At 38.0% G+C, this 22,954-nt stretch carries 23 protein-coding genes and 1 tRNA gene; 12 read left to right on the top strand and 12 right to left on the bottom strand.

Annotated elements, in window-relative coordinates:
• Nucleotides 1-100 precede the first annotated feature (100 nt).
• A complete protein-coding gene (gene fri / locus HCX62_RS03410) occupies nucleotides 101-571 on the bottom strand; it encodes a non-heme iron-binding ferritin Fri (protein WP_008947326.1) in 471 nt (156 codons plus the stop codon).
• Nucleotides 572-773: 202 nt separating this feature from the next.
• Here fri and HCX62_RS03405 point away from each other — a divergent pair, with 202 nt between their 5' ends.
• The 8 genes from HCX62_RS03405 to HCX62_RS03370 all read left to right on the top strand — a co-directional run bounded on the left by HCX62_RS03405 (nucleotide 774) and on the right by HCX62_RS03370 (nucleotide 8,143).
• Nucleotides 774-2,579: an HSP90 family protein gene (locus HCX62_RS03405; RefSeq protein ID WP_185637024.1), complete on the top strand. Its 1,806-nt coding sequence runs from the start codon at nucleotides 774-776 to the stop codon at nucleotides 2,577-2,579.
• An 11-nt stretch (nucleotides 2,580-2,590) separates the two neighbouring features.
• The gene (locus tag HCX62_RS03400; protein WP_185638014.1) at nucleotides 2,591-3,565 is read left to right on the top strand and encodes a tetratricopeptide repeat protein; all 975 of its coding nucleotides are present in this window, start codon (nucleotides 2,591-2,593) and stop codon (nucleotides 3,563-3,565) included.
• A 42-nt stretch (nucleotides 3,566-3,607) separates the two neighbouring features.
• On the top strand, nucleotides 3,608-4,585 hold the full coding sequence (locus HCX62_RS03395) for a hypothetical protein (protein ID WP_185637023.1): 978 nt from the start codon (nucleotides 3,608-3,610) through the stop codon (nucleotides 4,583-4,585).
• A gap of 33 nt (nucleotides 4,586-4,618) precedes the next feature.
• Complete coding sequence (locus tag HCX62_RS03390) at nucleotides 4,619-5,587, top strand: hypothetical protein (RefSeq protein ID WP_185637022.1); 969 nt, start codon at nucleotides 4,619-4,621, stop codon at nucleotides 5,585-5,587.
• 42 nt (nucleotides 5,588-5,629) lie between these two features.
• Entirely contained in the window at nucleotides 5,630-6,592 is a 963-nt protein-coding gene (locus HCX62_RS03385; RefSeq protein ID WP_185637021.1) for a hypothetical protein, read from the top strand.
• 95 nt (nucleotides 6,593-6,687) lie between these two features.
• Complete coding sequence (locus HCX62_RS03380) at nucleotides 6,688-7,434, top strand: SMI1/KNR4 family protein (RefSeq protein WP_185638011.1); 747 nt, start codon at nucleotides 6,688-6,690, stop codon at nucleotides 7,432-7,434.
• A 12-nt stretch (nucleotides 7,435-7,446) separates the two neighbouring features.
• The gene (locus tag HCX62_RS03375) at nucleotides 7,447-7,905 is read left to right on the top strand and encodes a low molecular weight protein-tyrosine-phosphatase (RefSeq protein WP_185637020.1); all 459 of its coding nucleotides are present in this window, start codon (nucleotides 7,447-7,449) and stop codon (nucleotides 7,903-7,905) included.
• A 76-nt stretch (nucleotides 7,906-7,981) separates the two neighbouring features.
• Nucleotides 7,982-8,143, top strand: coding sequence for a lmo0937 family membrane protein (locus HCX62_RS03370; protein WP_008947320.1), 162 nt, complete (start codon nucleotides 7,982-7,984; stop codon nucleotides 8,141-8,143).
• 49 nt (nucleotides 8,144-8,192) lie between these two features.
• On the opposite strand, the gene nfsA is transcribed toward HCX62_RS03370, so the two are convergent.
• The 4 genes from nfsA to HCX62_RS03350 form a co-directional block, all read right to left on the bottom strand.
• Nucleotides 8,193-8,933, bottom strand: coding sequence for an oxygen-insensitive NADPH nitroreductase (nfsA, locus tag HCX62_RS03365; protein WP_185637019.1), 741 nt, complete (start codon nucleotides 8,931-8,933; stop codon nucleotides 8,193-8,195).
• 12 nt (nucleotides 8,934-8,945) lie between these two features.
• On the bottom strand, nucleotides 8,946-9,455 hold the full coding sequence (trmL, locus tag HCX62_RS03360) for a tRNA (uridine(34)/cytosine(34)/5-carboxymethylaminomethyluridine(34)-2'-O)-methyltransferase TrmL (protein WP_185637018.1): 510 nt from the start codon (nucleotides 9,453-9,455) through the stop codon (nucleotides 8,946-8,948).
• A gap of 21 nt (nucleotides 9,456-9,476) precedes the next feature.
• Nucleotides 9,477-10,616: a tRNA epoxyqueuosine(34) reductase QueG gene (gene queG, locus HCX62_RS03355; protein ID WP_185638009.1), complete on the bottom strand. Its 1,140-nt coding sequence runs from the start codon at nucleotides 10,614-10,616 to the stop codon at nucleotides 9,477-9,479.
• Nucleotides 10,617-10,716: 100 nt separating this feature from the next.
• A tRNA-Gly gene (locus tag HCX62_RS03350) sits at nucleotides 10,717-10,787 on the bottom strand.
• 186 nt (nucleotides 10,788-10,973) lie between these two features.
• Between HCX62_RS03350 and HCX62_RS03345 the strand changes: the two genes are divergently transcribed.
• Together HCX62_RS03345 and HCX62_RS03340 are read left to right on the top strand one after the other, a co-directional pair.
• Entirely contained in the window at nucleotides 10,974-13,034 is a 2,061-nt protein-coding gene (locus tag HCX62_RS03345) for an ArnT family glycosyltransferase (RefSeq protein ID WP_185637017.1), read from the top strand.
• A gap of 149 nt (nucleotides 13,035-13,183) precedes the next feature.
• Nucleotides 13,184-13,789, top strand: a complete 606-nt coding sequence (locus tag HCX62_RS03340; RefSeq protein WP_008947315.1) for a TVP38/TMEM64 family protein — start codon at nucleotides 13,184-13,186, stop codon at nucleotides 13,787-13,789.
• 38 nt (nucleotides 13,790-13,827) lie between these two features.
• Here the strand turns inward: HCX62_RS03340 and lplA1 are convergent, their stop codons facing one another.
• Both lplA1 and HCX62_RS03330 read right to left on the bottom strand, forming a co-directional pair.
• Complete coding sequence (gene lplA1 / locus HCX62_RS03335; RefSeq protein WP_185637016.1) at nucleotides 13,828-14,823, bottom strand: lipoate protein ligase LplA1; 996 nt, start codon at nucleotides 14,821-14,823, stop codon at nucleotides 13,828-13,830.
• Between the two features lie 24 nt (nucleotides 14,824-14,847).
• On the bottom strand, nucleotides 14,848-15,579 hold the full coding sequence (locus HCX62_RS03330) for an MBL fold metallo-hydrolase (protein WP_185637015.1): 732 nt from the start codon (nucleotides 15,577-15,579) through the stop codon (nucleotides 14,848-14,850).
• Nucleotides 15,580-15,711: 132 nt separating this feature from the next.
• Between HCX62_RS03330 and HCX62_RS03325 the strand changes: the two genes are divergently transcribed.
• Nucleotides 15,712-16,773: a DUF3829 domain-containing protein gene (locus HCX62_RS03325; protein ID WP_185637014.1), complete on the top strand. Its 1,062-nt coding sequence runs from the start codon at nucleotides 15,712-15,714 to the stop codon at nucleotides 16,771-16,773.
• Here HCX62_RS03325 and HCX62_RS03320 read toward each other — a convergent pair.
• Both HCX62_RS03320 and HCX62_RS03315 read right to left on the bottom strand, forming a co-directional pair.
• On the bottom strand, nucleotides 16,763-17,431 hold the full coding sequence (locus HCX62_RS03320) for a class A sortase (protein WP_185637013.1): 669 nt from the start codon (nucleotides 17,429-17,431) through the stop codon (nucleotides 16,763-16,765). The two genes, HCX62_RS03325 and HCX62_RS03320, sit on opposite strands and share 11 nt — an antisense overlap.
• Before the next feature lie 108 nt (nucleotides 17,432-17,539).
• Nucleotides 17,540-18,163 carry a DNA-3-methyladenine glycosylase gene (locus HCX62_RS03315; RefSeq protein WP_185637012.1) on the bottom strand — a complete coding sequence of 208 codons (624 nt, stop codon included), beginning with the start codon at nucleotides 18,161-18,163 and terminating at the stop codon, nucleotides 17,540-17,542.
• A gap of 258 nt (nucleotides 18,164-18,421) precedes the next feature.
• On the opposite strand from HCX62_RS03315, the gene ltaS reads away from it, so the two are divergent.
• The gene (gene ltaS, locus HCX62_RS03310; protein WP_185637011.1) at nucleotides 18,422-20,380 is read left to right on the top strand and encodes a lipoteichoic acid synthase LtaS; all 1,959 of its coding nucleotides are present in this window, start codon (nucleotides 18,422-18,424) and stop codon (nucleotides 20,378-20,380) included.
• A gap of 35 nt (nucleotides 20,381-20,415) precedes the next feature.
• Here ltaS and HCX62_RS03305 read toward each other — a convergent pair whose 3' ends face one another.
• The 3 genes from HCX62_RS03305 to HCX62_RS03295 are packed head-to-tail and all read right to left on the bottom strand — an operon-like array spanning nucleotide 20,416 to nucleotide 22,931.
• Nucleotides 20,416-21,072, bottom strand: coding sequence for a TetR/AcrR family transcriptional regulator (locus tag HCX62_RS03305; protein WP_185637010.1), 657 nt, complete (start codon nucleotides 21,070-21,072; stop codon nucleotides 20,416-20,418).
• 21 nt (nucleotides 21,073-21,093) lie between these two features.
• Entirely contained in the window at nucleotides 21,094-22,209 is a 1,116-nt protein-coding gene (locus HCX62_RS03300; protein WP_185637009.1) for an ABC transporter permease, read from the bottom strand.
• Nucleotides 22,209-22,931, bottom strand: a complete 723-nt coding sequence (locus tag HCX62_RS03295; RefSeq protein WP_185637008.1) for an ABC transporter ATP-binding protein — start codon at nucleotides 22,929-22,931, stop codon at nucleotides 22,209-22,211. Before HCX62_RS03295 ends, HCX62_RS03300 begins: the two co-directional genes overlap by 1 nt.
• Between the last annotated feature and the right edge of the window lie 23 nt (nucleotides 22,932-22,954).

Below are 22,954 nucleotides of genomic sequence, written 5' to 3'. Positions count from 1 at the left end.
TAAGGATATTGTACTATAACAGTATAGCGTATAAAAAAACTGTGTGAGAAAAATTTCCCACACAGTTTTTGATTAATTTTATTCTAGTTTTTGGTTAATTTTATTCTAATGGAGCTTTTCCTAAGAATGCTTTGAACATCCAGATATGTTTGTCGATGCTAGCTTTGAAAGCAATTAGCATATCGTTTGTTACATTGTCGCCTTCTTTGTCAGTTAGCTCGATGCCTTGTTGATATTCGTCTCTAAGTAATTCCAGTGTACCAACTAAGTCTTCCATTAATTGATCCATTGTTTTAGGTTTTGTATAAGGAGCTTCTTCTACGCTCGCATTTTCTAAAAACTCTTTTAAAGTGGATAGTGGGCTTCCGCCGATAGCTAGTAAACGTTCTGCTACTTCATCCATTTGTTCGCCGAATTCGCTATATAAATCATCCATTTTTTCATGTAAAGTGAAGAAGTTGTGGCCTCTCATATACCAATGAATTTGATGAATTTTTACTGTGAATACGTTTAAATTCGCTACTTGGTGATTCAAAAATTCCTTTGTGTCTACTGAGTTGATTGTTTTCATAATTATCTTCCTCCTATTTTGTAATGATTATCTCTTAATAATGAGTATAATCTATTTCCATCACATTGTCCAGTGTGGAAACCATCACAAAGTATTTACCACTGATAGAAATTCTTAAACATCTATAACTGTTTTCTCATTATTTATCTCACCCTTTATGATAGAATAAAAAAGAGATTTACACAACTAGGAGGCCCGGACTATGGAAAATTATTCTCACCGCTTTCAGGTGAACTTGGCTGGTATGATTGACATTCTTTCAAACCACCTTTATGACGAAAAAGATGTTTATATTCGCGAATTGTTGCAAAATGCAACCGATGCCATTCGCGCCCGAAAAAAAATAGATCCAACTTTAGAAGGTAAAATTCATGCCTCTCTAACTGGAGATAATAATGAAAAAACATTAATTTTAGAAGATAACGGGATTGGTTTAACGGAAGAAGAAGTTCACGCTTTTCTTGCTACTATCGCTAATTCATCTAAAGGCGAAAAAAACTTTGATGGTGAGAGTTCCAATGACTTTATCGGTCGTTTCGGAATTGGCTTGCTTTCTTGTTTTATCGTGAGTGATGAAATTGTGATGATTTCCACCTCAAAAAAAGACGGCGGCACAACCGAGTGGCGCGGGAAAGCGGACGGTACTTATTCCGTTCGAAAAATAGAAACCGACACTCGCGAACCTGGTACGCAAGTGTATTTACGTTTGCGCGCTGGTTTAGAAGATCATCCTGAATGCGAGGAAGTCGAATATTTAATCAATACATTAAAAAAATATGGCTCCTCTTTGGAAAGCAATATAATAGTAGAAATTAATGGTTTAGAGGAAGAAATTAATAGCTGGACCAAACAGTTTTCCGATAAAGAAACCTTGTTTAAACTTTCGCGAGAGCAGATTATTCAGTACGGCGAATATATTCTGGGAACGCATTTCCAAGATTATTTCTTAATTGAAAATGAATCTGGTAGAACATTTGGGATTGCTTATATGATTCCTCATGCTGTTCAAATGAATGCTATCCGGAAAAATACGGTATTTTTAAATAATATGTATGTAACTAGTGAAGCAAATAATATTTTACCGGATTGGTCGTTTTTTGCTAAATGCGTGATTTGGACGGATGAGCTTCAACCTGTTGCCTCCCGTGAAGCGTTTTATAAAAATGAGCGGTTAACTAGTGTTGCTGATGAGCTTGGCGTTGCGCTGAAAAAAGGAATTGAAACACTTCCGGAAGAAGCGCTGATGAAATTATTAGCTACCCATTATCTTGGTTTTAAAGCACTTGCTAGTGAAGATGCACCATTTTTAAAATTGATTTATCCTTATCTTCCAGTTCGAACATTGAATGGTGAAGAAAAATTAGGTGATATTATCGCGAAAAACGATGTCATCTATTACACTTATTCTGTCGATGATTTTAGACAAATTAAAGATATTGCGAGATCAAGCGGTATAACACTTATTAATGGTGGTTATTCCTACGACTCGCCAATTTTAGCGCAGTTAAGTTACTTTGTGGAAGGAACTGAATTTGTTTTAATCCAGCCGGAAGAAATGACGGATAAATTACGTCCAATGACAGCGGATGAAGAACAAGCGTACCAACCTATTTTGACAGAAATGAATAGTATGATGGCTGAGTTTGACACCGATGTGCTGATCAAACATTTTGAGCCAAAAGATTTACCGATTATTTTCATCCATTCTACAGCAACACAAGAGTTACGCGAACTAGAACGAGCTGTCGAAGAGACGAATTCAGTTTTTAGTGATATTTTAGAGAGCATTCAAAAAGAACAAGAACCTGCCCCGCTCGCTCACTTGTATTTAAATTTAGATAATGAACTGATTAAACGACTTTTCAGCTCTGGAAAAAGCGTGAATGAATTGTCCGTGATTGTGAATGTACTTTACATCCAAGCCTTACTGTTAGGGCATTATCCGCTTAAACGTAAGGAAATGGAATTAATGAATCAAAATATGTTGCGAATCTTAGAGATGCTGTAGGAGGCAAAATGATGGATTACTTAAATGATATGAAAACAGTTTGGGGCATGGAAGATACGCCTGAAAAAATTAAAATCTTAGAACGAATCATTACTGGAGCAGATGCGCATAATGATGTAGAAAGTGGCATGGATGCTCGCGATATGTTGATTGAAACTTGTTTAGATGCTGGCTTCCCGAAAAAACAACTACAAGCTTTTAGTTGGTTAATTAGCAAATGGGAAGATGAAGACAACGATGTCTATATTGACTCAGAAGATCTTCTTTGGAAATATAAATGGATTAGCGAACATGTTCCGACTTTTGATGAAGTATCGAAAGCGCAAATTGACGGACTTTTGGATGATATGAGAGTTAAATTTGAACAAGAAAATTATTCACTACGACCTTACTATAAAGTGTGTACCCTTGCGGCAATGCGGATGGGTGATGTAAAAAAAGCGAAAGAACTATTTGAAAAGTGGAGCAACACGAAGGAAGATGTCTTAAATGACTGCACTGTTTGTGAGCGGCAAGATAAGTTACACTATTATTATTTCGTGAAAGATTATGAAGCAGCGAAGAAAAAAGCGAAACCAATTATTGAAGGAAAACAGCGTTGCGCAGAGGTTCCTCATTTAACATATGGTATTATGGCTCTTACCTATTTAGCACTTGGAGATGCGGAAATGGCACAACAATGCTTTGATAAAGGTTATCCACTTGTGGAACAACAAAGTTCCTTAATTCCGCCACTTGGCCAATTGCTTAGGTATTTAGTAGCTACTAATCAAACCGAAAAAGCACGCGAAGTCATCGATACCAATCTGGAAATCGTTCTCCAAGCCGAGGGTGGATTAGACCGTCTTATTTTCTTACAAGCAGCCTATCCCCTTTTCGACCGGGAAAAAGAAGCAGATTTAGTGGAAATGACGGAAGCTTTAACAGCGAAGTTTGATGCGCGTAATGAAAATAGTTATTATCAAGATTGCTTAAATGCTTACTAAACTTGTTTCACAAAACTTAGAGATACTTCAGGAGGAACAAACATGAATTATTTACAAGACTTAGAAACAGTTTGGAAAATGGCAGACACATCTGAAAAAGTGAATTTATTAGAGCAACTAATTACCGCCGCAGATAAATGTAAGGATGTACCCAGTGGTATTTATGCTCGTGATTTGTTGGTTGAAACTTGTTTAACTATGGGTTTTTCAAAAAAACAATTGCAAGCATTTTATTGGATAATCAAAAAATGGGAAGATGCAGACAACGATGTATATTACATTGATACGGAAGATTTTCTTTGGAAATACACATGGTTTGGTGAACGAGTTCCTACTTTTGAAGATGTATCAAAAACACAAATTGATAGCCTTTTAAATGACCTGAAACTAAAACATGAACAAAAAAATTATTCATTACGCCCTTGCTATAAAGCTTCTACATTTGCCGCAATGCGGATGGGGGAAGTAGCTGAAGCACAAAAAAGATTTAAACAATGGATTTCTACAGAAGCAGATTTATCAAATTATTGCCCCATCTGTGAAGCACAAAATCAAGTTTATTACTATTTCTTTATGAATGATTTTAAAAACGCGAAGAAAATGGCACAACCAATCATCGAAGAAATGCAATGTTGTCATGAAATTCCTCATCAAACATATGCTATGATGTCTTTAGCTTATTGGGAACTCGGCGAGAAGGAGAAAGCCCAAGAATGCTTCGATAAAGGCTATCCCATGGTCGCAAAAGAAAGCGCGTTAATTCCACCAATTAGCTATTTACTCAAATTTTTAATTAAAACAAGCCAACTCGAAAAAGCGCGCGAAGTTCTTAATACAAACAAAGAAATGGTTTTGAAATCAGAAAATGGATTAGACCAACTATTGTTTTTACAAGCAGCCTATCCCCTTTTCAACCGGGAAAAAGAAGCTGATTTGGTGGAAATGACGGAAGCTTTAACGGCGAAGTTTGATGCGCGAAATGAAAATAATTATTATCAAAGTATTTTAGAATCTTACTAACAAGTTTTGTAAAGATTCTACTGGAGGGGAACCATGGATTATTTGAATGCACTAGAAGAAGCTTGGGGAATGGATGATAATGCTGAAAAAGTGAAATTATTGGAACAAGCTATCGCAAGTGCCGATATGTATAACGATGTCGAAAGTGCTGTTGAAGCTCGGGAATTATTGATAGAAACTTGTTTAACGGCTGGCTTTCCTAAAAAACAACTGAAAGCATTTAGTTGGTTAGTGAAAAAATGGGAAGACGACAATTCTTCTGTAGATACTTTTGATTTGCTTTGGAATTATAAATGGATTAGTGAACAGATTGCTACTTTTGATGAAATATCAAAAACACAAATTAACCGGCTTTTAGAGGATATGAAGCTGAAATTCGAGCTGCAAAATTACTCACTACGCCCTTATTATAAAGTTTGTACGCTTGATGCTATGTGGATGGGTGAAGTGGAAAAAGCTAAACAATTCTTTGTTAAATGGAATAACACAGAAGCTGATCACTTAAATGACTGCCTTGCTTGCGAAACATGTTCTCAAGCAAGTTATTATTACTTCATTAAAGATTATGAAAAAGCCAAGGAAACAGCCACCCCGATTATTAACGGAAAATTAGCATGTGCTGAAGTCCCTCATTATACTTACGGGGAAATGGCGCTTGTTTATTTGGAACTCGGCGACGCGGAAATGGCGCAAGAATGCTTCGATAAAGGTTATCCGCTTGTTGAAAAACAGAGCGCCTTAATCCAACCACTCAGCTGTTTGCTTAAATATCTAGTGAAGACAAACCAAACAGAAAAAGCACGCGAAGTCATCGATGCCCATCTAGAAATCGTTCTCCAAGCAGAAAGCGGAATGGAGCGTCTGTTATTCCTACAAGCTGCCTATCCCCTTTTCGACCGGGAGAAAGAAGCTGATTTGGTGGGAATGACGGAAGCTTTGACGGCGAAGTTTGACGTGCGGAATGGAAATAGTTATTATCAAGATAGCTTGAATGCTTATTAAAAATGTTTTACAAAACTTAGAGATACTACAGGAGGAACAACAATGGATTATTTAGTAGATTTTGATATGTCTTGGGATTTAGAAGATGGACCGGAAAGAATTAAATTATTGGAACGAGTAATTGCTGGGGCTGATGCGCATAATGATATAGACACGGCGATTGAAGCACGCGATATCTTAATTGATACATGTTCGGTGGTCGGATTCCCCAAAAAACAATTACAAGCTTTTAGCTGGTTAGCGAAATTATGGGAAGATGATGCATCTATTTATGATACACGTGATTTGCTTTGGAAATATAAATGGATTAGTGAAGATGTTCCCACTTTTGCAGAAGTATCGAAAGCGCAAATTGATGAGCTTTTAAACGATATGAAAGTGAAATACGAAAAGCAAAATTATTCGTTACGACCTTACTATAAAGTGTCCACCCTTGCAGCAATGCGAATGGGAAAAGTGGATGAAGCCAAAGTATTTTTCGAACAATGGATTTCGACACAAGGAGATTACTTAAATGACTGTGCCGCTTGCGAAACGCAGGATCAGGTCCACTATTATTTTTTCATGAACGATTTTGAAAATGCGAAGAAAAAAGCGAAACCGATTATCGAAGGAAATCAAAGTTGCCAGGAAGTGCCACATCTGACGTATGGTATGATGGCGCTGGTTTACTTGGCAGATGGTGATAAGGAAATGGCACAGAAATGCTTTGATACGGGCTATCCAATGGTGGAAAAACAAAGTGGCTTAATCCCGCCTCTTGGTGATCTGCTTAAATACTTAGTCCTTAGCAATCAAACCGAGAAAGCACGCGAAGTTCTTGATGTGAATAAGGAAATGGTTCTTCAATCTGAAAGTGGATTAGACCGTCTTATTTTCTTACAAGCTGCCTACCCTCTTTTTGATAGAGAAACGGAGGCAGATTTGGTGGAAATGACAGAAACTTTAACAGCCAAGTTTGATGCACGCAATGGAAATAGTTACTATCAGGATCTTTTGAAATAAATGTCTCGAGCATAGTTAGGAAATCCGCCTAGCTATGTTCTTTTATTTGCGCTAATTCGCTTTTTTTAGGATAATACAGGGAGGAGTTGAAGATGATGACAATTTGGGTGGAAAATGGGAATAAAGCTGCGACTGAACAAGCTATACATGAAAAAGAAACTGCGCTTGGCTTGATTTTGCCAGCTGACTATAAACAATTACTATTGAAGCAAAATGGCGGATTGATTCGCAAAAATCATTTCCCGACTACGGAGCCAACTTCTTATGGGCTTGATTTTGCTGAAATATATTATTTGGCGAGCTTGGATGAATTATTAACGGATATTCCGGAACAAAAAGAGGTGGATCTTGCGGGAAAACAAGTTTACTTTCACCGGGATGAATCGCGCTATATTGGCTTTTCTTATCCAGATGACGCGTCTCAGCCCAGTATTATTTATGTTGATTTTGAAACGTTGCAAACACTCATTGTTGCGGAAAATATGGCAACATTTTTAGAGGCATTATATTTTAGCCCTTTTCCAATTGATTTTGCGGAACAATTTCCGGTAAAAAAATTAGAACAAATTTTGGCTTCGAGTAATGTTCAAAAAACAAAGCAATTACTGGAGTTATTAGAGGATTATTCGGATAAAAAGTGGTATTTAGAAACGCTAATAAGTTTATTTGAGAAACAGGAAATTCCTTATAATTTAGTTGCGTATAGCTTATTTGAAAATCAATTGCTTTATTTCCAGAGAAAGCTTGCGCCTAATCTTGTGGAACGGATTTTCGAATTACTTAAAGTGAGTGACGGCATAAATCAAGAGGCTGCTGCTGCGTTATATAAAGAATGGAACTAAGGAGGAATTTAATTGGTTAAAGTTGTTTTTGTGTGTTTAGGGAATATTTGTCGTTCACCAATGGCGGAGGGGCTTTTTCGTAAAGAAGTCACGGAAGCTGGCTTAACGAATGAAATCAAAATTGACTCTGCTGCAACAGGTACGTGGAACTTAGGAAAACCGCCTCATCGCGGGACACAAGCCGTTTTGAAAAAGCATGGTGTTGATTATCAGGGAATGCGCGCTCGGAAAATTTCTGATGCAGATTTTAATGAGGCTGACTTTATTATTGGGATGGATCAGCAAAATTTAGCGGATTTAAATGAGCTTAATAGTAATCCTAATGTAGTCATTCGTTCACTGATGTCTTTTGTGCCTGGTCAAGAGGATAAAGATATTCCGGACCCTTATTATACAGGTGATTTTGATGAAACGGAGCGGATGGTCACGGAAGGTGTGAAGGCACTTTTAGCTTATATTACACAAAAATAATAGTTAATATGTTTAAAGACTGGGCTTGCGGGAATATATAAGAGTACAATCAAAAGTTCAGAAAGAGGTTTTTTACATGTTAGGAATTATTTGGGGAATAATCGTTGTTTTATTAGCGGTTTGGTTACTTGGAATTATTTTCCATATTGCGGGTGGATTAATTAATATCTTGCTAGTAATCGTTTTAATTCTCGTTATTTGGAATCTAATTCAAATGGCTAGGAATAAAAAGAAATAAATAAAAAAAGCGGTTCGGCGCATTATTAAAATGTGCCGAACCGCTTTTTTTATTTTTGGTTTAAATGTTGTTTTTCTAAAAATGCTTTTAAGTCGAGTCGGCTTGTTTTTCCAAGTCCGCGGGCGATTTGTTCGGACCAGCCTTCAACGCGTTTGCCAGCTGTTCTTTCGTCGTAGTACATTTTAATTTGTTCATCGTATTCTGCTAAAATGGTTGAGTCCATTTTTTGATAGGTGTTTTCATGATATACCAAGTCTTGAGGCAATCTCGGCTTGGCTTTTTCTTTATCTGCCGCTGGATGGCCAATGGTTAAGCCGAATAGTGGCATGGTGTATGGTGGCAAATTCAAAATTTCGGCGATTTGTGCGACATTATTACGAATTCCGCCGATGAAGCAAATGCCTAGTCCTAGTGATTCTGCAGCGATAGCCATATTTTGTGCGGCAAGCGCGGCATCTATTACGGAAACAAGCCATTTCTCAGAGGTTTCTAGTGATTCTGTATTTACTTGATGTTCTTCTAAAATCGCATGATGGCGCGCTAAATCGGCCACGAAAATAAATAATTGTCCTGTTTTTACGGTATACGGTTGGTTTCCCGCAATTTCTGAAATTTGTTCGCGAAGTGTTTTATCTGTTATTCCAATGATGGAGTATGCTTGAACAAAGCTGGATGTAGAAGCGGCTTGTGCGCTCTTGATAAGTAAGCTCAACTCTTCTTTCGTTAAGTCCTTGTCTTCAAATTTTCGCACAGAGTAATGTCCTAGAATCGCATCTATCGCCTGATTCACTCTAACTCCCCCTTAGTCTTGAAATATTTTCCGATCATAATTTGGTTCTTGTAAAAGCGCGCCAAAACTTTGCTGACGTAATGCTTCATAAGCTAAAATTGCTGCTGTATTCGATAAATTCAACGAGCGAATATGGTCTGTCATCGGAATTCGTAAACAGTTTTCTTCATTTTTTTGTAAAAGTTCGTCTGGTAAGCCGGTAGTTTCTTTTCCAAATACGAAGAAATAGTTTTTATTGGGATCGCTATAATCGATGTCACTATATACGTGGCGACCAAATTTGGTAATGTAGAAAAATTCTCCGCCTTCGTTTTTCTCGAAAAATTCATCTAAGGAATCGTAATAAGCAAGTTTGACGTTATCCCAGTAATCGAGTCCGGCGCGTTTAAGCATTTTATCGTCAGTTGAAAAACCAAGTGGACGAATTAAATGTAAATAAGTATCTGTTCCAGCACAAGTTCTGGAGATATTCCCGGTATTTGCAGGGATTTCTGGTTGATATAGTACGATATGATTTGGCATGTTCTTTTCACCTGGTTTCTTTTAATTTGGTATAGCAGTTAATTCTTGTAGTACTTGTTCATCTTGTTCGGTTTGAAGCGCTTTTTGGACAGCGGCTTCTGCGTCAGCCCCGCCGATTTTGCGTAGCGCCCAGCCGGCTGTTCCGCGAATAACTGGTCTTGGATCATTTTGCAAGCAGTCGATTAGATCTGGCACTGCTGTTTTATCTTTGTAGCGCGCTAAAATAATAATAGCATTGCGCTGGATTGGTTTCTTACCGCGCCACGACCCTGCCATATCGCCAAACTTCTCTTTGAATTCTCGGTTGGAAATATGTAGAAGTGGCTTTAATTCTGGACGAACAAGTTCTGCGTCTGGCTCCATCTCCTCATGAAAATGGAAATCATGCCCGCGGTTATAAGGACAGACAACCTGACAAGTATCACAACCATACAAACGATTATGCAACACTTCGCGATATTTTTCATCTAGAAAGTCTTTTGTTTGGGTAAGATAGCTTAAACAAATTTTCGGATTCATTTTGCCCTCACCTAGTAAGGAACCTGTTGGACAAGCTTTAACGCATTGGTTACAGCTGCCACACAGGTCGCTTGCTGGCGTATCTGGCTCAAAAGGTATATTGGTTATCATTTCGCCTAAATAGACCCAAGAGCCGTATTCTGGCGTTATTAGCAAAGTGTTTTTTCCGCGCCAGCCAATGCCAGCTCGCTCAGCCACAGCAACATCTGATAATTCACCGGTATCTACCATCGATTTCATCCGCACATCAGGTAACCGTTCACTTAAAAATTGTTCTAGTAGCGCTAATTTTTCTCGTAAAACCGTATGATAATCGATGCCCCAAGAAGCTCGTGCGAAAACGCCACGTCTTGCTTCTTTTTTGCTGACGGGCGCTTCTTTTAATTTAGACGGATAAGCAAGAGCAATCGCGATAATCGACTTGGGTTCTTTGAAAATTAGCTCTGGGTAAACACGCTCATCAATTACCGGATGCTCGAAACCTGTAAAGAGATCTAAGGCTTCCGCTTCTAGTAATCGTTCCTTTAAAAATAAAAAAGGGTCCGCTGTGGTGAAACCAATTTTTTGAATACCGATTTCGTGGGCGTATGCGATTATCTCTTCTTTTAACGATGCGTAATTCGGTTCCAGTTTCACTTTCATCATCCCCTCTCTCCTTATTTTCAGGCAATAAAATAAACGCAATGCTTCGCTTAAAAAGGTCGAAACACTGCGTTGATAACAGGATTTATAAAAAATATAAAGCGGGTGATGGGAATCGAACCCACGACAACAGCTTGGAAGGCTGTAGTTTTACCACTAAACTACACCCGCACAGTAAGTAGTTCTTAGTGTTTTAACAACTTTTATATAATACCATTCTATGTAAGTTTTGACAAGACTTTTTCCGAAATTTCTTTACAAAAAAGAAATATCTACTTTATTTCCAGATTTATTCACGTTTTTTTCATATTTTGACTCTAAAATAAAGGTATTATCTTATGGAAAGAAGTGAAGACTATGAAGAAACGAATACAACATTTAGACTTTTATTTTGTTGGAATTATTGTTATTGCTATCTTTTTTAATTTTTATGGTATTTGGAATGATGATACGGTAAATCCTTATTATACAGCCGCAGTAACAAGTATGGTGCAAAACTTCCACAACTTTTTTTACGGTGCTTTTGATCCTGCTGGTTTTATTACGGTGGATAAGCCGCCAGTTGCGCTTTGGCTTCAAGCGATTAGTGCACTAATTTTCGGGGTGCATGGTTGGAGCGTTATTTTGCCGCAAGCCTTAGCCGGTGTCGGTTCGGTGATTTTGCTTTATGTACTCGTTAAACCTAGATTTGGTGCTTGGGCTGCAAGAATTACCGCGCTAATCATGGCACTTACGCCTATCGCGGTAGCAGTGACACGCACGAATAACATGGATGCGATTCTGGTATTTATTTTATTACTGGCAACCTATTTCCTTTTTAAAGCGGTTAATCGTGCTAAATTTGGTTGGCTTCTGCTTGCTTTTGGATTGATTGGTGTCGGCTTTAATGTAAAAATGCTTCAAGCTTTCATGGTTGTTCCAGCGTTCCTCTTATTTTACTTTATCGCGGTAAAATTAAGCTGGCGAAAAAAGCTTATTCAATTAGTAATCGCGCTCATTTTAATGCTTGGCGTGTCTGTTTCATGGGCAGTCGTGGTGGATCAAACTGCTGCGTCAGAGCGCCCTTACATTGGTAGTAGTCAAACAAATTCAGTGCTCGAACTTGCTTTTGGCTATAATGGCATGGAACGGCTGCTTGGGCAAGAAACAGGAACTGGTAGCAGTGGTAGCAATATGGAGATGGGTGGGCCACCAAGCAATAATTCCACTGATTCTAGCAATGCGACACCGCCAACGCCTCCAAGTGGAAATATGCAAGGCGGTGCAGATGGTGGTGGAACTCCTCCTCAAGGTAATAACGGCACGCCACCAACTGGAGGTCCTGGTAACACTACAAATGGCGGAACAGGTTCGAAAATGACTGGTAGCACAGGCATGTTTGGCACTGGGAATGCTGGACCGCTTCGTTTATTCCAAACCGCACTTGGTGATCAGATTAGTTGGTTTTTACCACTGGCTATCATCGGAATGTTAGCGATTTTCCTAGCTTATCGAAATGAAAACAAGCGAATTTATCAATTGAACTCTAAGCAAAAAGAAATGGTCTTCTGGGCAGCATGGCTCATTCCAGTCGCCGGATTCTTTAGTGTTGCTGGATTTTTCCATCATTATTATTTAATTATGTTAGCTCCTCCAATTGCGGTACTGAGTGGCGTTGGATTGGTCGCACTTTTCCGCCTATATCGTCATAAAGATAATTGGCAAAAATTTCTTTTACCAACTACACTTACACTAACTGGCGCACTTCAAGCTTTCTTTGTGGCTAGTTACTTGCCAATTTTAGCGGCTGTTATCGGGATTGCTGCACTTGGGGTTTCCGCCTTGTTAATTGCAATTAGACAAAAACAGCCAAAACTCGCGGCGAAAATAACAGCGATAGCTTTAGCAATTCTGCTTATCGCACCAACCTATTGGTCCTTGACGCCCATTTTATATGGTGGAAATAGTTCCTTGCCTGAAGCTGGGCCACAATTAAAACAATCCAGTGGCGGCGGTTTTGCTGATGCCTCAGTTGATAGTGGTTTGATTAGTTATTTACAGAAAAATAATACTGGCGAAACGTATTTATTTGGCACAACGGATGCCACAACAGCCGGTCCTTATATTATTAAAACCAAAGAAGCAGTTATGGCCCTCGGAGGATTCAATGGCACAGATCCAACGCTCACGGTCAAACAGCTAAAACAAATGATTAAATCCGGCGAAATAAAATATTTTTATCTTCCATCAAATAGTAAAGCTTCCGACTCAGATGTGGTAAAATGGATTCAAGAAAATGGTACCGAAATTGATCAATCAGAATGGAGCAGTTCCACTTCCACGGACGACGATACTACTTCAAGCGCTTCTCAAAATACAAATGGCGGCGCTCCCGGAATGAATGGCTCTGGAGAAGGAACACTTTACCAATTAAAATAATTCCTTCGAAAATGAAGTTCATCGTTAAAAATGTTAAAATCCTGGTTTTAAACTAGGATTTTAACGATATTCAAGCTGTTTTATTAGCGCTTTATCATTTTTATGTGAGAAAATAAAGTAAGTTGTTAAAGACTACTGGAGGCTTGCTTATGACATTTTGGCAGGATATGATGAATTTCTTTTCTTATGATAATTTAATGTATTGGCTAAGTGAATATCGGAATTTAGGTCCACTTTTAGCTTTTTTCTTACCTTTTATTGAAGCGTTTTTACCATTTTTACCATTTATAGTATTCGTTGTAGTTAACGTAAATGCCTACGGACTACTTGGCGGTTTTTTAATATCAGTGACAGCAGCAATTGCGGGTAGTTTATGTGTATTCTTACTAGCACGAAAATTTGGTCAGACACGATTTTTACGATTTATTTCGGGTCATAAACAAATTAAACGTGTAATGGAATGGATTGATAGACATGGTTTTAGCCCGATTTTCATTTTACTTGTAATGCCTTTTACGCCCTCTTCGGCTGTAAATATCGTTGCAGGTCTTTCTAAAATTAAAGTGTATCAATTTATCTTAGCGCTTGTAGGTGGAAAGTTGATTAAAGTTTTTGCGATTAGCTATATTGGCTATGATTTCGTCGATTTAATTCACCAACCGCTCAAACTGGCTATTTTAGCTCTTTCCGTCGTTATTTTATGGTTTGTTGGAAAACGGCTGGAGCGCTGGATGTCAGGAAAAAATCTCAAATAAAAAAACGGAAAGCACACTTCATGCGTGCTTTCCGTTTTTTAATAAAGTAAATCTAAAAATTCCTCTTTTGTGATATTACCAAAGTATTCTTTGACGTCTATATCCGCTAAAGCCTCGTCCAAAGCTTCACGTTTGTAAGTGGTATTAACTAATTTCTCCTCGATATCCGTTACATTTTTCACGCCGAAAAAGTCGCCAAAAATCTTGATATCGGTAATAATCCCTTTTTGCACATTTAAGCGAACATCTACTGAGCCAACTGGGAAACGTTTTGTACGTGTTAGGTCGAATTTTGGTGATTTCCCGTAGTTCCAATCCCAATTACCGTAACGTTTAGCAGAAATTTCGTGGATTTTTTCCCAATCTGCCGCTGTCAATTTGTATTCTTTCACATCTTCTACTTTATCCACACCAAAAATGTAAAGTAATAGCAAATCGCGGAATTCCTCGGTTGTCATTTCTTGATCCATGAAGTCAGAAATATTCGCTACACGACTACGAACAGACTTAATTCCTTTTGATTCGATCTTATCTTTACGTGGTTTTAGCGATGCCACAACGTTATCTATGTTCAAATCGTACATCAATGTCCCGTGTGAGAACATTTTGCCTTTCGTTGCGAATTGGGCATTTCCAGACACTTTGAAGCCATCAATCAGCAAGTCATTGCGTCCTTTCAGTTCCGCATTGACGCCTAAACGTTTAAGAGCTTCCACAATGGGTTGCGTGAATTTCGCGAAATTATGGAACGAATCTCCGTCATCTTCTGTGATAAAACTGAAATTCAAGTTTCCTTCATCATGATACACCGCGCCACCACCGGAAAGTCTGCGCACGACAATTACGTCATTTTTTTCAACATATTCTGTATCAATTTCTTCTACTGTATTTTGATTTCGCCCAATAATAATCGATGGCTTATTAATGTAAAATAACAGCACAGGCTCATCTAGCTTCAATTCCGTTAAAATAAATTCCTCCACAGCCAAGTTAATCCGTGGATCTTTTTCATTATTATTATCTATAAAATACATACCCCTAACCCCTTTTCTTCTATATTAAAATGTTTTCGTCAAACCTTTTGATGCGAGTGCGATTTCCCCGGTGTAAATTGCTGCTGCTTCTTGTTTCAATACTTCTAAATCGCCCACTTCTGGTAAATGGCTTAGTAGTAATGATTTCACGTTGGCTTCTTTGGCAATTTTGGCAACTTCGGTACTTGCCATATGGACTTTCGTTTTCCCTGCTAAATCATGGAAAAAGTTCGTGTCGGTTACTAATAAATCCGCGCCCTCCGCAAAAGGAATAAAACTATCTTGATACGCGCTATCTGCGGTGTAAACAAAAACTTTCCCGCCGGCTTCAATCCGCATCGCATAACAAGGCACTGGATGAACTGTTTTTAAGAAAGTTACTTTAAACGGTCCAATTTCCAGTGTGTCGTCCGCTTTATACTCGATTGCTTTTGTTACGCCTGCCATTTCTAAAAAAGAATAGCCGCGTTTGTCTTCTTTATGCCCATAAATTGGCAAGACTGGCGGTTTTTCCTTCCTTTGTGATAATAGTCGAATGTGCTGTAAAATCCCTACGTCTGCTACATGATCTGGATGGTAATGAGAAATTATTGCCGCATCAATATCATCAGGATCAATATAGTTTTGCATAATTGAAACAGCACTTGCTCCAACATCAATTAATAACTTAAATCCAGCTTCTTCTAGCAAATAACTAGACGTCCCCTCATTCGCTACCGGATAGCCACCCCAATGTCCAAAAACGGTTAGTTTCATCACTGCACTTCCTTTCTCAAAGTAAACCTCATGTCTATGATACAACATTTACAATAAAAGGAGAAATCATCCAGAAAAAATGCTACACTTAGAAAGCACCTTTTTAAATTTACAGATGAGGATGATCAACTATTGAATTATTTTAAAAAGACAGGCCTATGTTTACTCATTATCGCGCTTTCCGTAAGCTTACTGGCTGGTTGTGGTAGTGATAAAAAAGAAAATTCCGCAACCGATAACGGCCTATACACCAAAGAAGAATTAGTAAAGTATAACGATTATGTAAAACTAAGCAACGCCATGAATTATGATTTTATTAACGCAAGAACGAACTATTTAAAAAGTTATTCTGATGAAAATGGCGATTTCAAAATACCGAGCAATAACGATTTCTTAACACCTATTAGAAATCCCGCTGGAACAGCCAATGCTATTATTGCTATGAAAGATTCCGTGAGTAAAGCACCATCACTTCCAATGGATAAAAATTTTGAAAAACTTTCCAGCGAGATAACTAATGAAATCCACATACTAAATGATTTACAAACTTACTTCACTTCTAAAAGTTATTTGGATGATAATTATGCAAAAGCTGCCACACTCCATAAAGAATTGACCAATTCCATCCAAAATTCGAATAAAGAAATACAATCTTTTAATGAAGCAATGCAAAAACTAAACACCGCACAACAAGCTTTTGCAGCAAAAGAAATGGAAAAATCTGGCAGTCTGACATGTCTTGCCTTAAATAATTTTATTTCTGCTAGTGAAAACCTGGTCGCTGAACTTCGCAACCAACAAATAAATGCTTCCAATTTAACGGAGCTGGATATCGCAGCTTACGAAAAACAATATACTAATTTAACAAAGACTTATGAGGCATTCATCAAAGCAAGTACAGATGAAGCGCAACTAGAAAAAGAAAAATTAGCGAGTAATGACCTTGTTTTCTTAGTAAAAAAAGTGACAAGCACAAAAGCAGAAGCAACGTTAATACTCGACCGCGCGAAAAAGAAACAAGCCATACCTGAAGATGAGCTAAAAAATCCTATCTTTATTGAAACAATAGAAGGAACGCCAGAAAAATTAATAGAGGAATACAATAGTTTAATAAGTGATTATAATGGTTCACTTTCTTTCCATAAAAAATATCCCCGCAGAATAAATTCTGTAGGGATATTTTTTATTTACTAGGGAAATATTTATCTTCTAGTTCTTTTGTAAGTTTTTCAGTTTTCTCTAGTTCACCAACTGCCACAAATCGTTTTGTTGTTTCGGTTGGTTTATCACATGTAATCAGTGTCACTCTAGCGTCTTTTGTGTTGTCAATAACGCTTACTTCTGTTTCATCAATTGTTTTTGTTTCAGTGACTTTGTATTCATATAAGTTCTCAAGATCTGTTAGATAAATCTTGTCGCCTTGTTTAACTTTCATAATTGGGCCAAATAACATCGACTCATTACGCATATGGTGTCCCGCTAGCGGATAATTACCTTTACCCATTACTTGATCGGAACGCATGGTTGTCGCGCCTGCAAGCAAGTTGGCTGTATTGGTTCCTTTGAATACGAGTAAGCTTACGTCTACAGATGGAACTGCGATCGCACCGACAACTGCATCTTTGTCATAATTTGCGGCTCCTTGAATAACGGAAGTCATGGATGGTAGCTGCACACTTTCAAAATCAAAGGTAGCGTCTTTTTTATTATTTTTTTGTATGTCTGATGCATTATATTGTTCGATTGTTTCATGACCACTCATGTATTTCACGATACCGTTTTTGATGAATGGGGAAAAAATTAATAGTAACCCGATGATTAAAATAATTATTGCGATTGTTTTCTTTAACATATAATTCCTCCTTGTAACTATTTCATTATATAGTAGCTCCTCTGATGAAGCAAAGAAAATTAGTGACTTACGCGAAGTATTTTTCCGACCTGTGACAAAATTGTAAAATCACTCCCAAATATGGGTCAAAATACTACTTTTTCGCTGAGCAGAAATATATGGGCTTCCTTTGGCGGTGAATCTTAGAGGGAAATGGGTTGCCATTCCTTTATTAGGTACCCCGATTCGATTAGTTGCTTCTATTATATGCGGCGTTTTTGCCCCTTCTAGCCAAATGTTACTATCAAAAAGAGTTTTCCCGTAATCTTGCATACTTAATCCTAATGCTTGCGATAATTTTCCTGGACCATTTGTAAGTTCAAAGCCTGTTTTCCCGTGACGATTATGTGCCATTTGTTCGAGCGACTCTTCGTCAGGTTCGATTGCTCGTATTAGAATGGCTTCTGGGATACCTTTTTGCATAGTAATAAAATTAAGCAAAACTTGGCGATGCATTTGGTACATATAGATTGTACCGGGTGAGGCAAACATCACTTCGGTTCGTTTCGTTCGAAGGTTTTGAAAACTATGTGCTGCCATATCGGTTGCGCCAAGGTACGCTTCAGTTTCCACTATCAAGCCAGATAGCTCACCACTACTTGTTTGATGTACGAGACGCATGCCAAGAATATCCCGCGCTAATTCCATTGTCGTTTTAGTTTCGAAAAATTCTTTTGTAATAATTGGATTCATTACTTACCTCAATGTTTTCTTTTTATTCTAGCAGAATTCTATTCCAAATGGTTCTTTTTTGACTAGTTATATCAGCCTATTTCTTAATAAATCCTACTTCAGACGTATAGGTTATAGCTTGCCTTTTATTAATCTTGTGTTAGAATTATGTTAAAGTGGGTGCTGTATGAGATTGTTTTTTTACATAATACAGCTTCTTTTTTTCATTTAAAAAAACAACAAATAAAACGAGTAAATAGTGTGTAGGAGAGGTGTTTCATGAAGGATTGGAAAATAAAAATCCAAACGTTTTTAAGCAAGAATTATGGATTTTTTGTTCTAGCCGTCATTCTTTATTGGCTAAAAACGTATATTGCATATCAACTTGAATTTAAACTTGGCATAGAAAATCTTATGCAGCAAATTTTGCTGTTCATTAATCCATTAAGTGGGGCCATTTTCTTTATTGGTCTTGCGCTTTTTGCTAAAGGACGTCGTTCATTCATTTGGATTATCGTTATTGACTTTTTAATGAGTTTCATTCTTTACGCAAATATTGTTTATTATCGATTCTTTAGTGATTTCATTACGCTTCCGAATCTAAATGCAAAACAAATGCAAAACATGGGCGACATGGGAAGTAGTATCACAGCGTTACTCAGCTGGCACGATATTATTTACTTCGCGGATATTATTATTTTAATTGCACTACTTGCTTTCCGCTTTGTAAAACCAGACAAAACTGCCCGTATTCGTGCGAGAAAAGTTGTTGGAGTTCTAACACTTGGTATCGCGATGTTCTTTGGTAACTTAGGACTTGCAGAAATTGATCGTCCACAACTGTTAACAAGAACATTTGATAGAAATTATATTGTTAAATATCTTGGTATGACTAACTACCAAATCTATGACGCAGTAAAAAGTACCGAATCATCTACGCAGCGTGCACTTGCTGATAGTAGTGACGTTACTGAAGTTTTAAACTATACTAAATCCAAATACGCCGCGCCAAACCCGGAATATTTCGGTAAAGCGAAAGGTAAAAACGTTATTTATATTCACTTAGAAAGTTTCCAACAGTTCCTAGTGAATTACAAACTTAATGGAGAAGAAGTAACGCCGTTTATTAACTCTTTCTTTAAAGATCAAAATACACTAAGCTTTACAAACTTCTTCCACCAAACTGGTCAAGGTAAAACAGCTGACTCTGAGATGCTACTTGAGAACTCGCTTTACGGCTTGCCTCAAGGTTCTGCCTTTACGACTAAAGGGCAAAACACGTATGAATCTGCCTCTGCTATTTTAGGACAGCAAGGCTATACAAGCGCTGTATTCCACGGTAACTATAAGAGCTTCTGGAATCGTGATGAAATTTATAAACAATTTGGTTACGATAAATTCTTTGATGCTAGTTACTACGATATGAACGAAGCAGATGTTTCTAACTACGGCCTTAAAGATAAACCATTCTTTAAAGAGTCCGAAGAATATCTATCGTCCTTACAACAACCGTTCTACACGAAATTTATTACGCTTACGAACCACTTCCCTTATCCAATCGATGAGAAAGATGCTTCCATTGCTCCGGCAACGACTGGCGATTCTTCTGTAGATACGTATTTCCAAACAGCTCGTTATTTAGACGAATCTGTTAAGAGCTTTGTTGATTACTTGAAAAAATCTGGTCTTTACGATAACTCTGTAATTATCATGTACGGTGACCACTATGGTATTTCCGACAACCATGAAGAAGCAATGACTAAAATTCTTGGTAAAGAATACAACACTTTTGAAAATGCCCAAGCGCAGCGTGTTCCATTAATGATTCACGTTCCTGGTGTTCAAGGTGGCGTTCAAGAACAATACGGTGGTCAAGTTGACTTACTACCGACATTACTTCACTTACTTGGTGTTGATAACAAAGAGTACTTGCAATTTGGTACAGATTTACTTTCCAAAGATCATAAACAACTGGTTCCATTCCGAAATGGTGATTATATAACCCCTACTTACTCGATGATTGGTGGTAACATGTATAATCAAAAAACCGGCGAACCAATTGCTACGGAAACAAAAGAAATGAAAGAAACGAAAGAAAAAGTTGCGAAAGAATTAGAGCTTTCCGACTCTGTATTACAAGGTGACTTGTTACGTTTCTACGCTCCTGATGGTTTCCAAAAAGTAGATCCAAGTAAATACAACTACAATAAGAAAAAATCAACTGACTCAACTAAATAAAAAAAAGGTAGTCCAGAATAACTGGACTACCTTTTTTATTTGCCTAAGCCGTGCATAATGTAAGCGACCGTATCATCCATTTCTTTCTCATCCTGCCAATTTGCATCTGGCATAACGACAAAGCGCGTCAACATAAAACCAACAATATTCGTAATAAGCGCGCGCATAATCGTGCTATTTGGCATATCAACAATTTCGCCACGCTCTTTATAATAGTCAATCATTTGGTCAAATTGCCCTTTTACATGGGTCATAAAAATTTCCGAAAATTGTACTCTTAGTTCATCATGATAAAACAATTCCATAAAGTAAATCTTAATAACTTTTCCATTTTCTTTAGCAAACTCAAAACGATTAACGATGATTTCCCGAATAAATGACTGGAAATCTGGATAATCACTTTCAAACACTTCTTTCACGAAGCTTTGTGCTAAAAATGGGATAACACCGCCAATCAATGTCGGCATAGTGATTGCCATCAATAAATCTTTTTTTGTTTTATAATGTCTGAAAATGGTTCCTTCTGCGACGCCAGCTTTTTTGGCGATTTCATTTGTAGAAGTACCCGCGTAGCCTTTTTCGGCAAATAGTTCAATCGCTGCGGCTACAATACGACGTTGTTTATCGCTCATTTTTGTTTCACTTTCTGTTAAATCGAGCATTTGGCGCAAGATATCTCCTTCTGCATCCACGTCTTATCCCTTCCTTTCTAGTTAAACTTTACGGTATTTTTTTAAAGCAAAAATATTTAATACAACGAATACGAGAACAAATCCAAGTAAAATGTAGAAATCATTCGCAAACGAAGCAAATCCTTCCCCTTTTACCATGATGGATGTTAATGCGTTGGCGCCGTAATATAGTGGCATAATATGCGCGATCCAAACGAGCCAATCTGCCATGCCGTCGAGTGGGAAAATCCCACAGAATAGCACTTGTGGCACGATAACGATTGGAATAAACTGAACGATTTGGAACTCATTATTCGCAAAGGTCGAGAGTAAGATTCCTAGCGCGAGTGAAACCATTCCGAGTGTAAGCGTAATTAGTAAAACATAGAATAAGGAGCCGTTTTGCATCATGCCGAGTACTTGAATGGAAAATACGGCGACTAAAATGGACTGTAGTAAGGCAAAAATTCCAAAGCCAATCAAATATCCTAGTTCTAATTCAATCCGCTTAATTGGAGTGGCCATGAGTCGCTCAAGCGTCCCAGTTGTCCGTTCTCTCAAGAAGGAAATCCCGGCGATTAAAAATACGAAGAAGAAGACGAAAAAGCCAATGAAAATCGGGCTAATGGTATCGAAAAAGCTAGTATCCTTGTCTCCGTATACGTAATCGGTTGAGATGGTTAATTTTTCTGGGCTTTGAGTAAGTGATGGAATGGTGCTTGGGTCAATTCCAGCTTTGGCGAGTACTTCTCCGGTTGCTTTTGCTTGATTCTTCACTTGTATTTGCTGCTCCGCCATCAAGGATTTTTGTAGTTTTAAGCCGATTTCTTTACTTAGGCTTGGTTCACTATTTTCGTAAGTTACCTTGATTTTTTCACCATTTTGTTGGAAAAAGGCATCGAGGTCGGCATCTTTAATTTTAGCTGTTGCATCGGTATTGTCTGGGTATGTTTTAATGGTTAGATCATTTGCTTTTAGTTCTTGTACCATGGAATCAGTTAGTCCGCTTACGCCAACGACTGGCTTCACTGTATCGCCTTCAAATAAATAAGTGAGCAGTGTGATTAGTAAGAGTGGTGCGAGAAACATTAAAGCGAGCGTGCGTTTGTCACGACGAAATTGGTTGACGATTCGTTTGACGATAGCAAGTATTCGCATTAGTTCTTCCCTCCAAACTCTAAAAAGGCATCTTCTAGTTTACCAGACGAGGTTTTGCTTGAGAGCTCCTGTGGGGTCCCTACGGCAATTATTTTCCCGTTTCTAATCATTGCAAGTCGATCGCATTTTTCGGCCTCATCCATCACGTGTGTCGTTACAAGGATACATTTGCCGTTTGCTTTCAAGTCTGCTAGTTCTTCCCAAATGGTTTTTCTTAGCTCTGGATCAATTCCGACTGTTGGCTCATCTAAAATAAGGACGTCTGGATCTGCAAGTACAGAAATAGCTAAAGAGAGCCTCCGCTTCATTCCTCCCGAATAATTGGTCACCTTTTTGGTTAAATCTTGTTGTAAATTAACGAGATTGGCTGCATAGTTCATGCGCTCTTTCTTGGCCGCACCTTTAATAGAATAAAGTGAAGCAAAAAAATCTAAGTTTTCTTTGGCGGTCAAATCGGTATAGAGTGCGTCCGATTGGGCCATGTAGCCAATTTTGCTAATGACGGGCAAATTAGGCATTACTTTTCCTAGTACTTCGGTTTGTCCGCTCGTTGCTTTTTCCATGCCGATGATTGTTTTGACGAGCGTGGTTTTGCCAGCGCCGGATGGGCCGATTAAGCCGAATATTTCCCCTTTTTCTATTTCGAGAGACATATCGGATAAAATTTGTTTCTTGCCAATTTCCACTGCTAAATTCGTTACATTAATCGCTATTTCTGACATTGCTTTCCCTCCTTTTTCAAAAA

This window comes from Listeria swaminathanii, assembly GCF_014229645.1.
GTDB lineage: Bacteria > Bacillota > Bacilli > Lactobacillales > Listeriaceae > Listeria > Listeria swaminathanii.
This window is presented reverse-complemented; position numbering and strand designations above follow the sequence as displayed.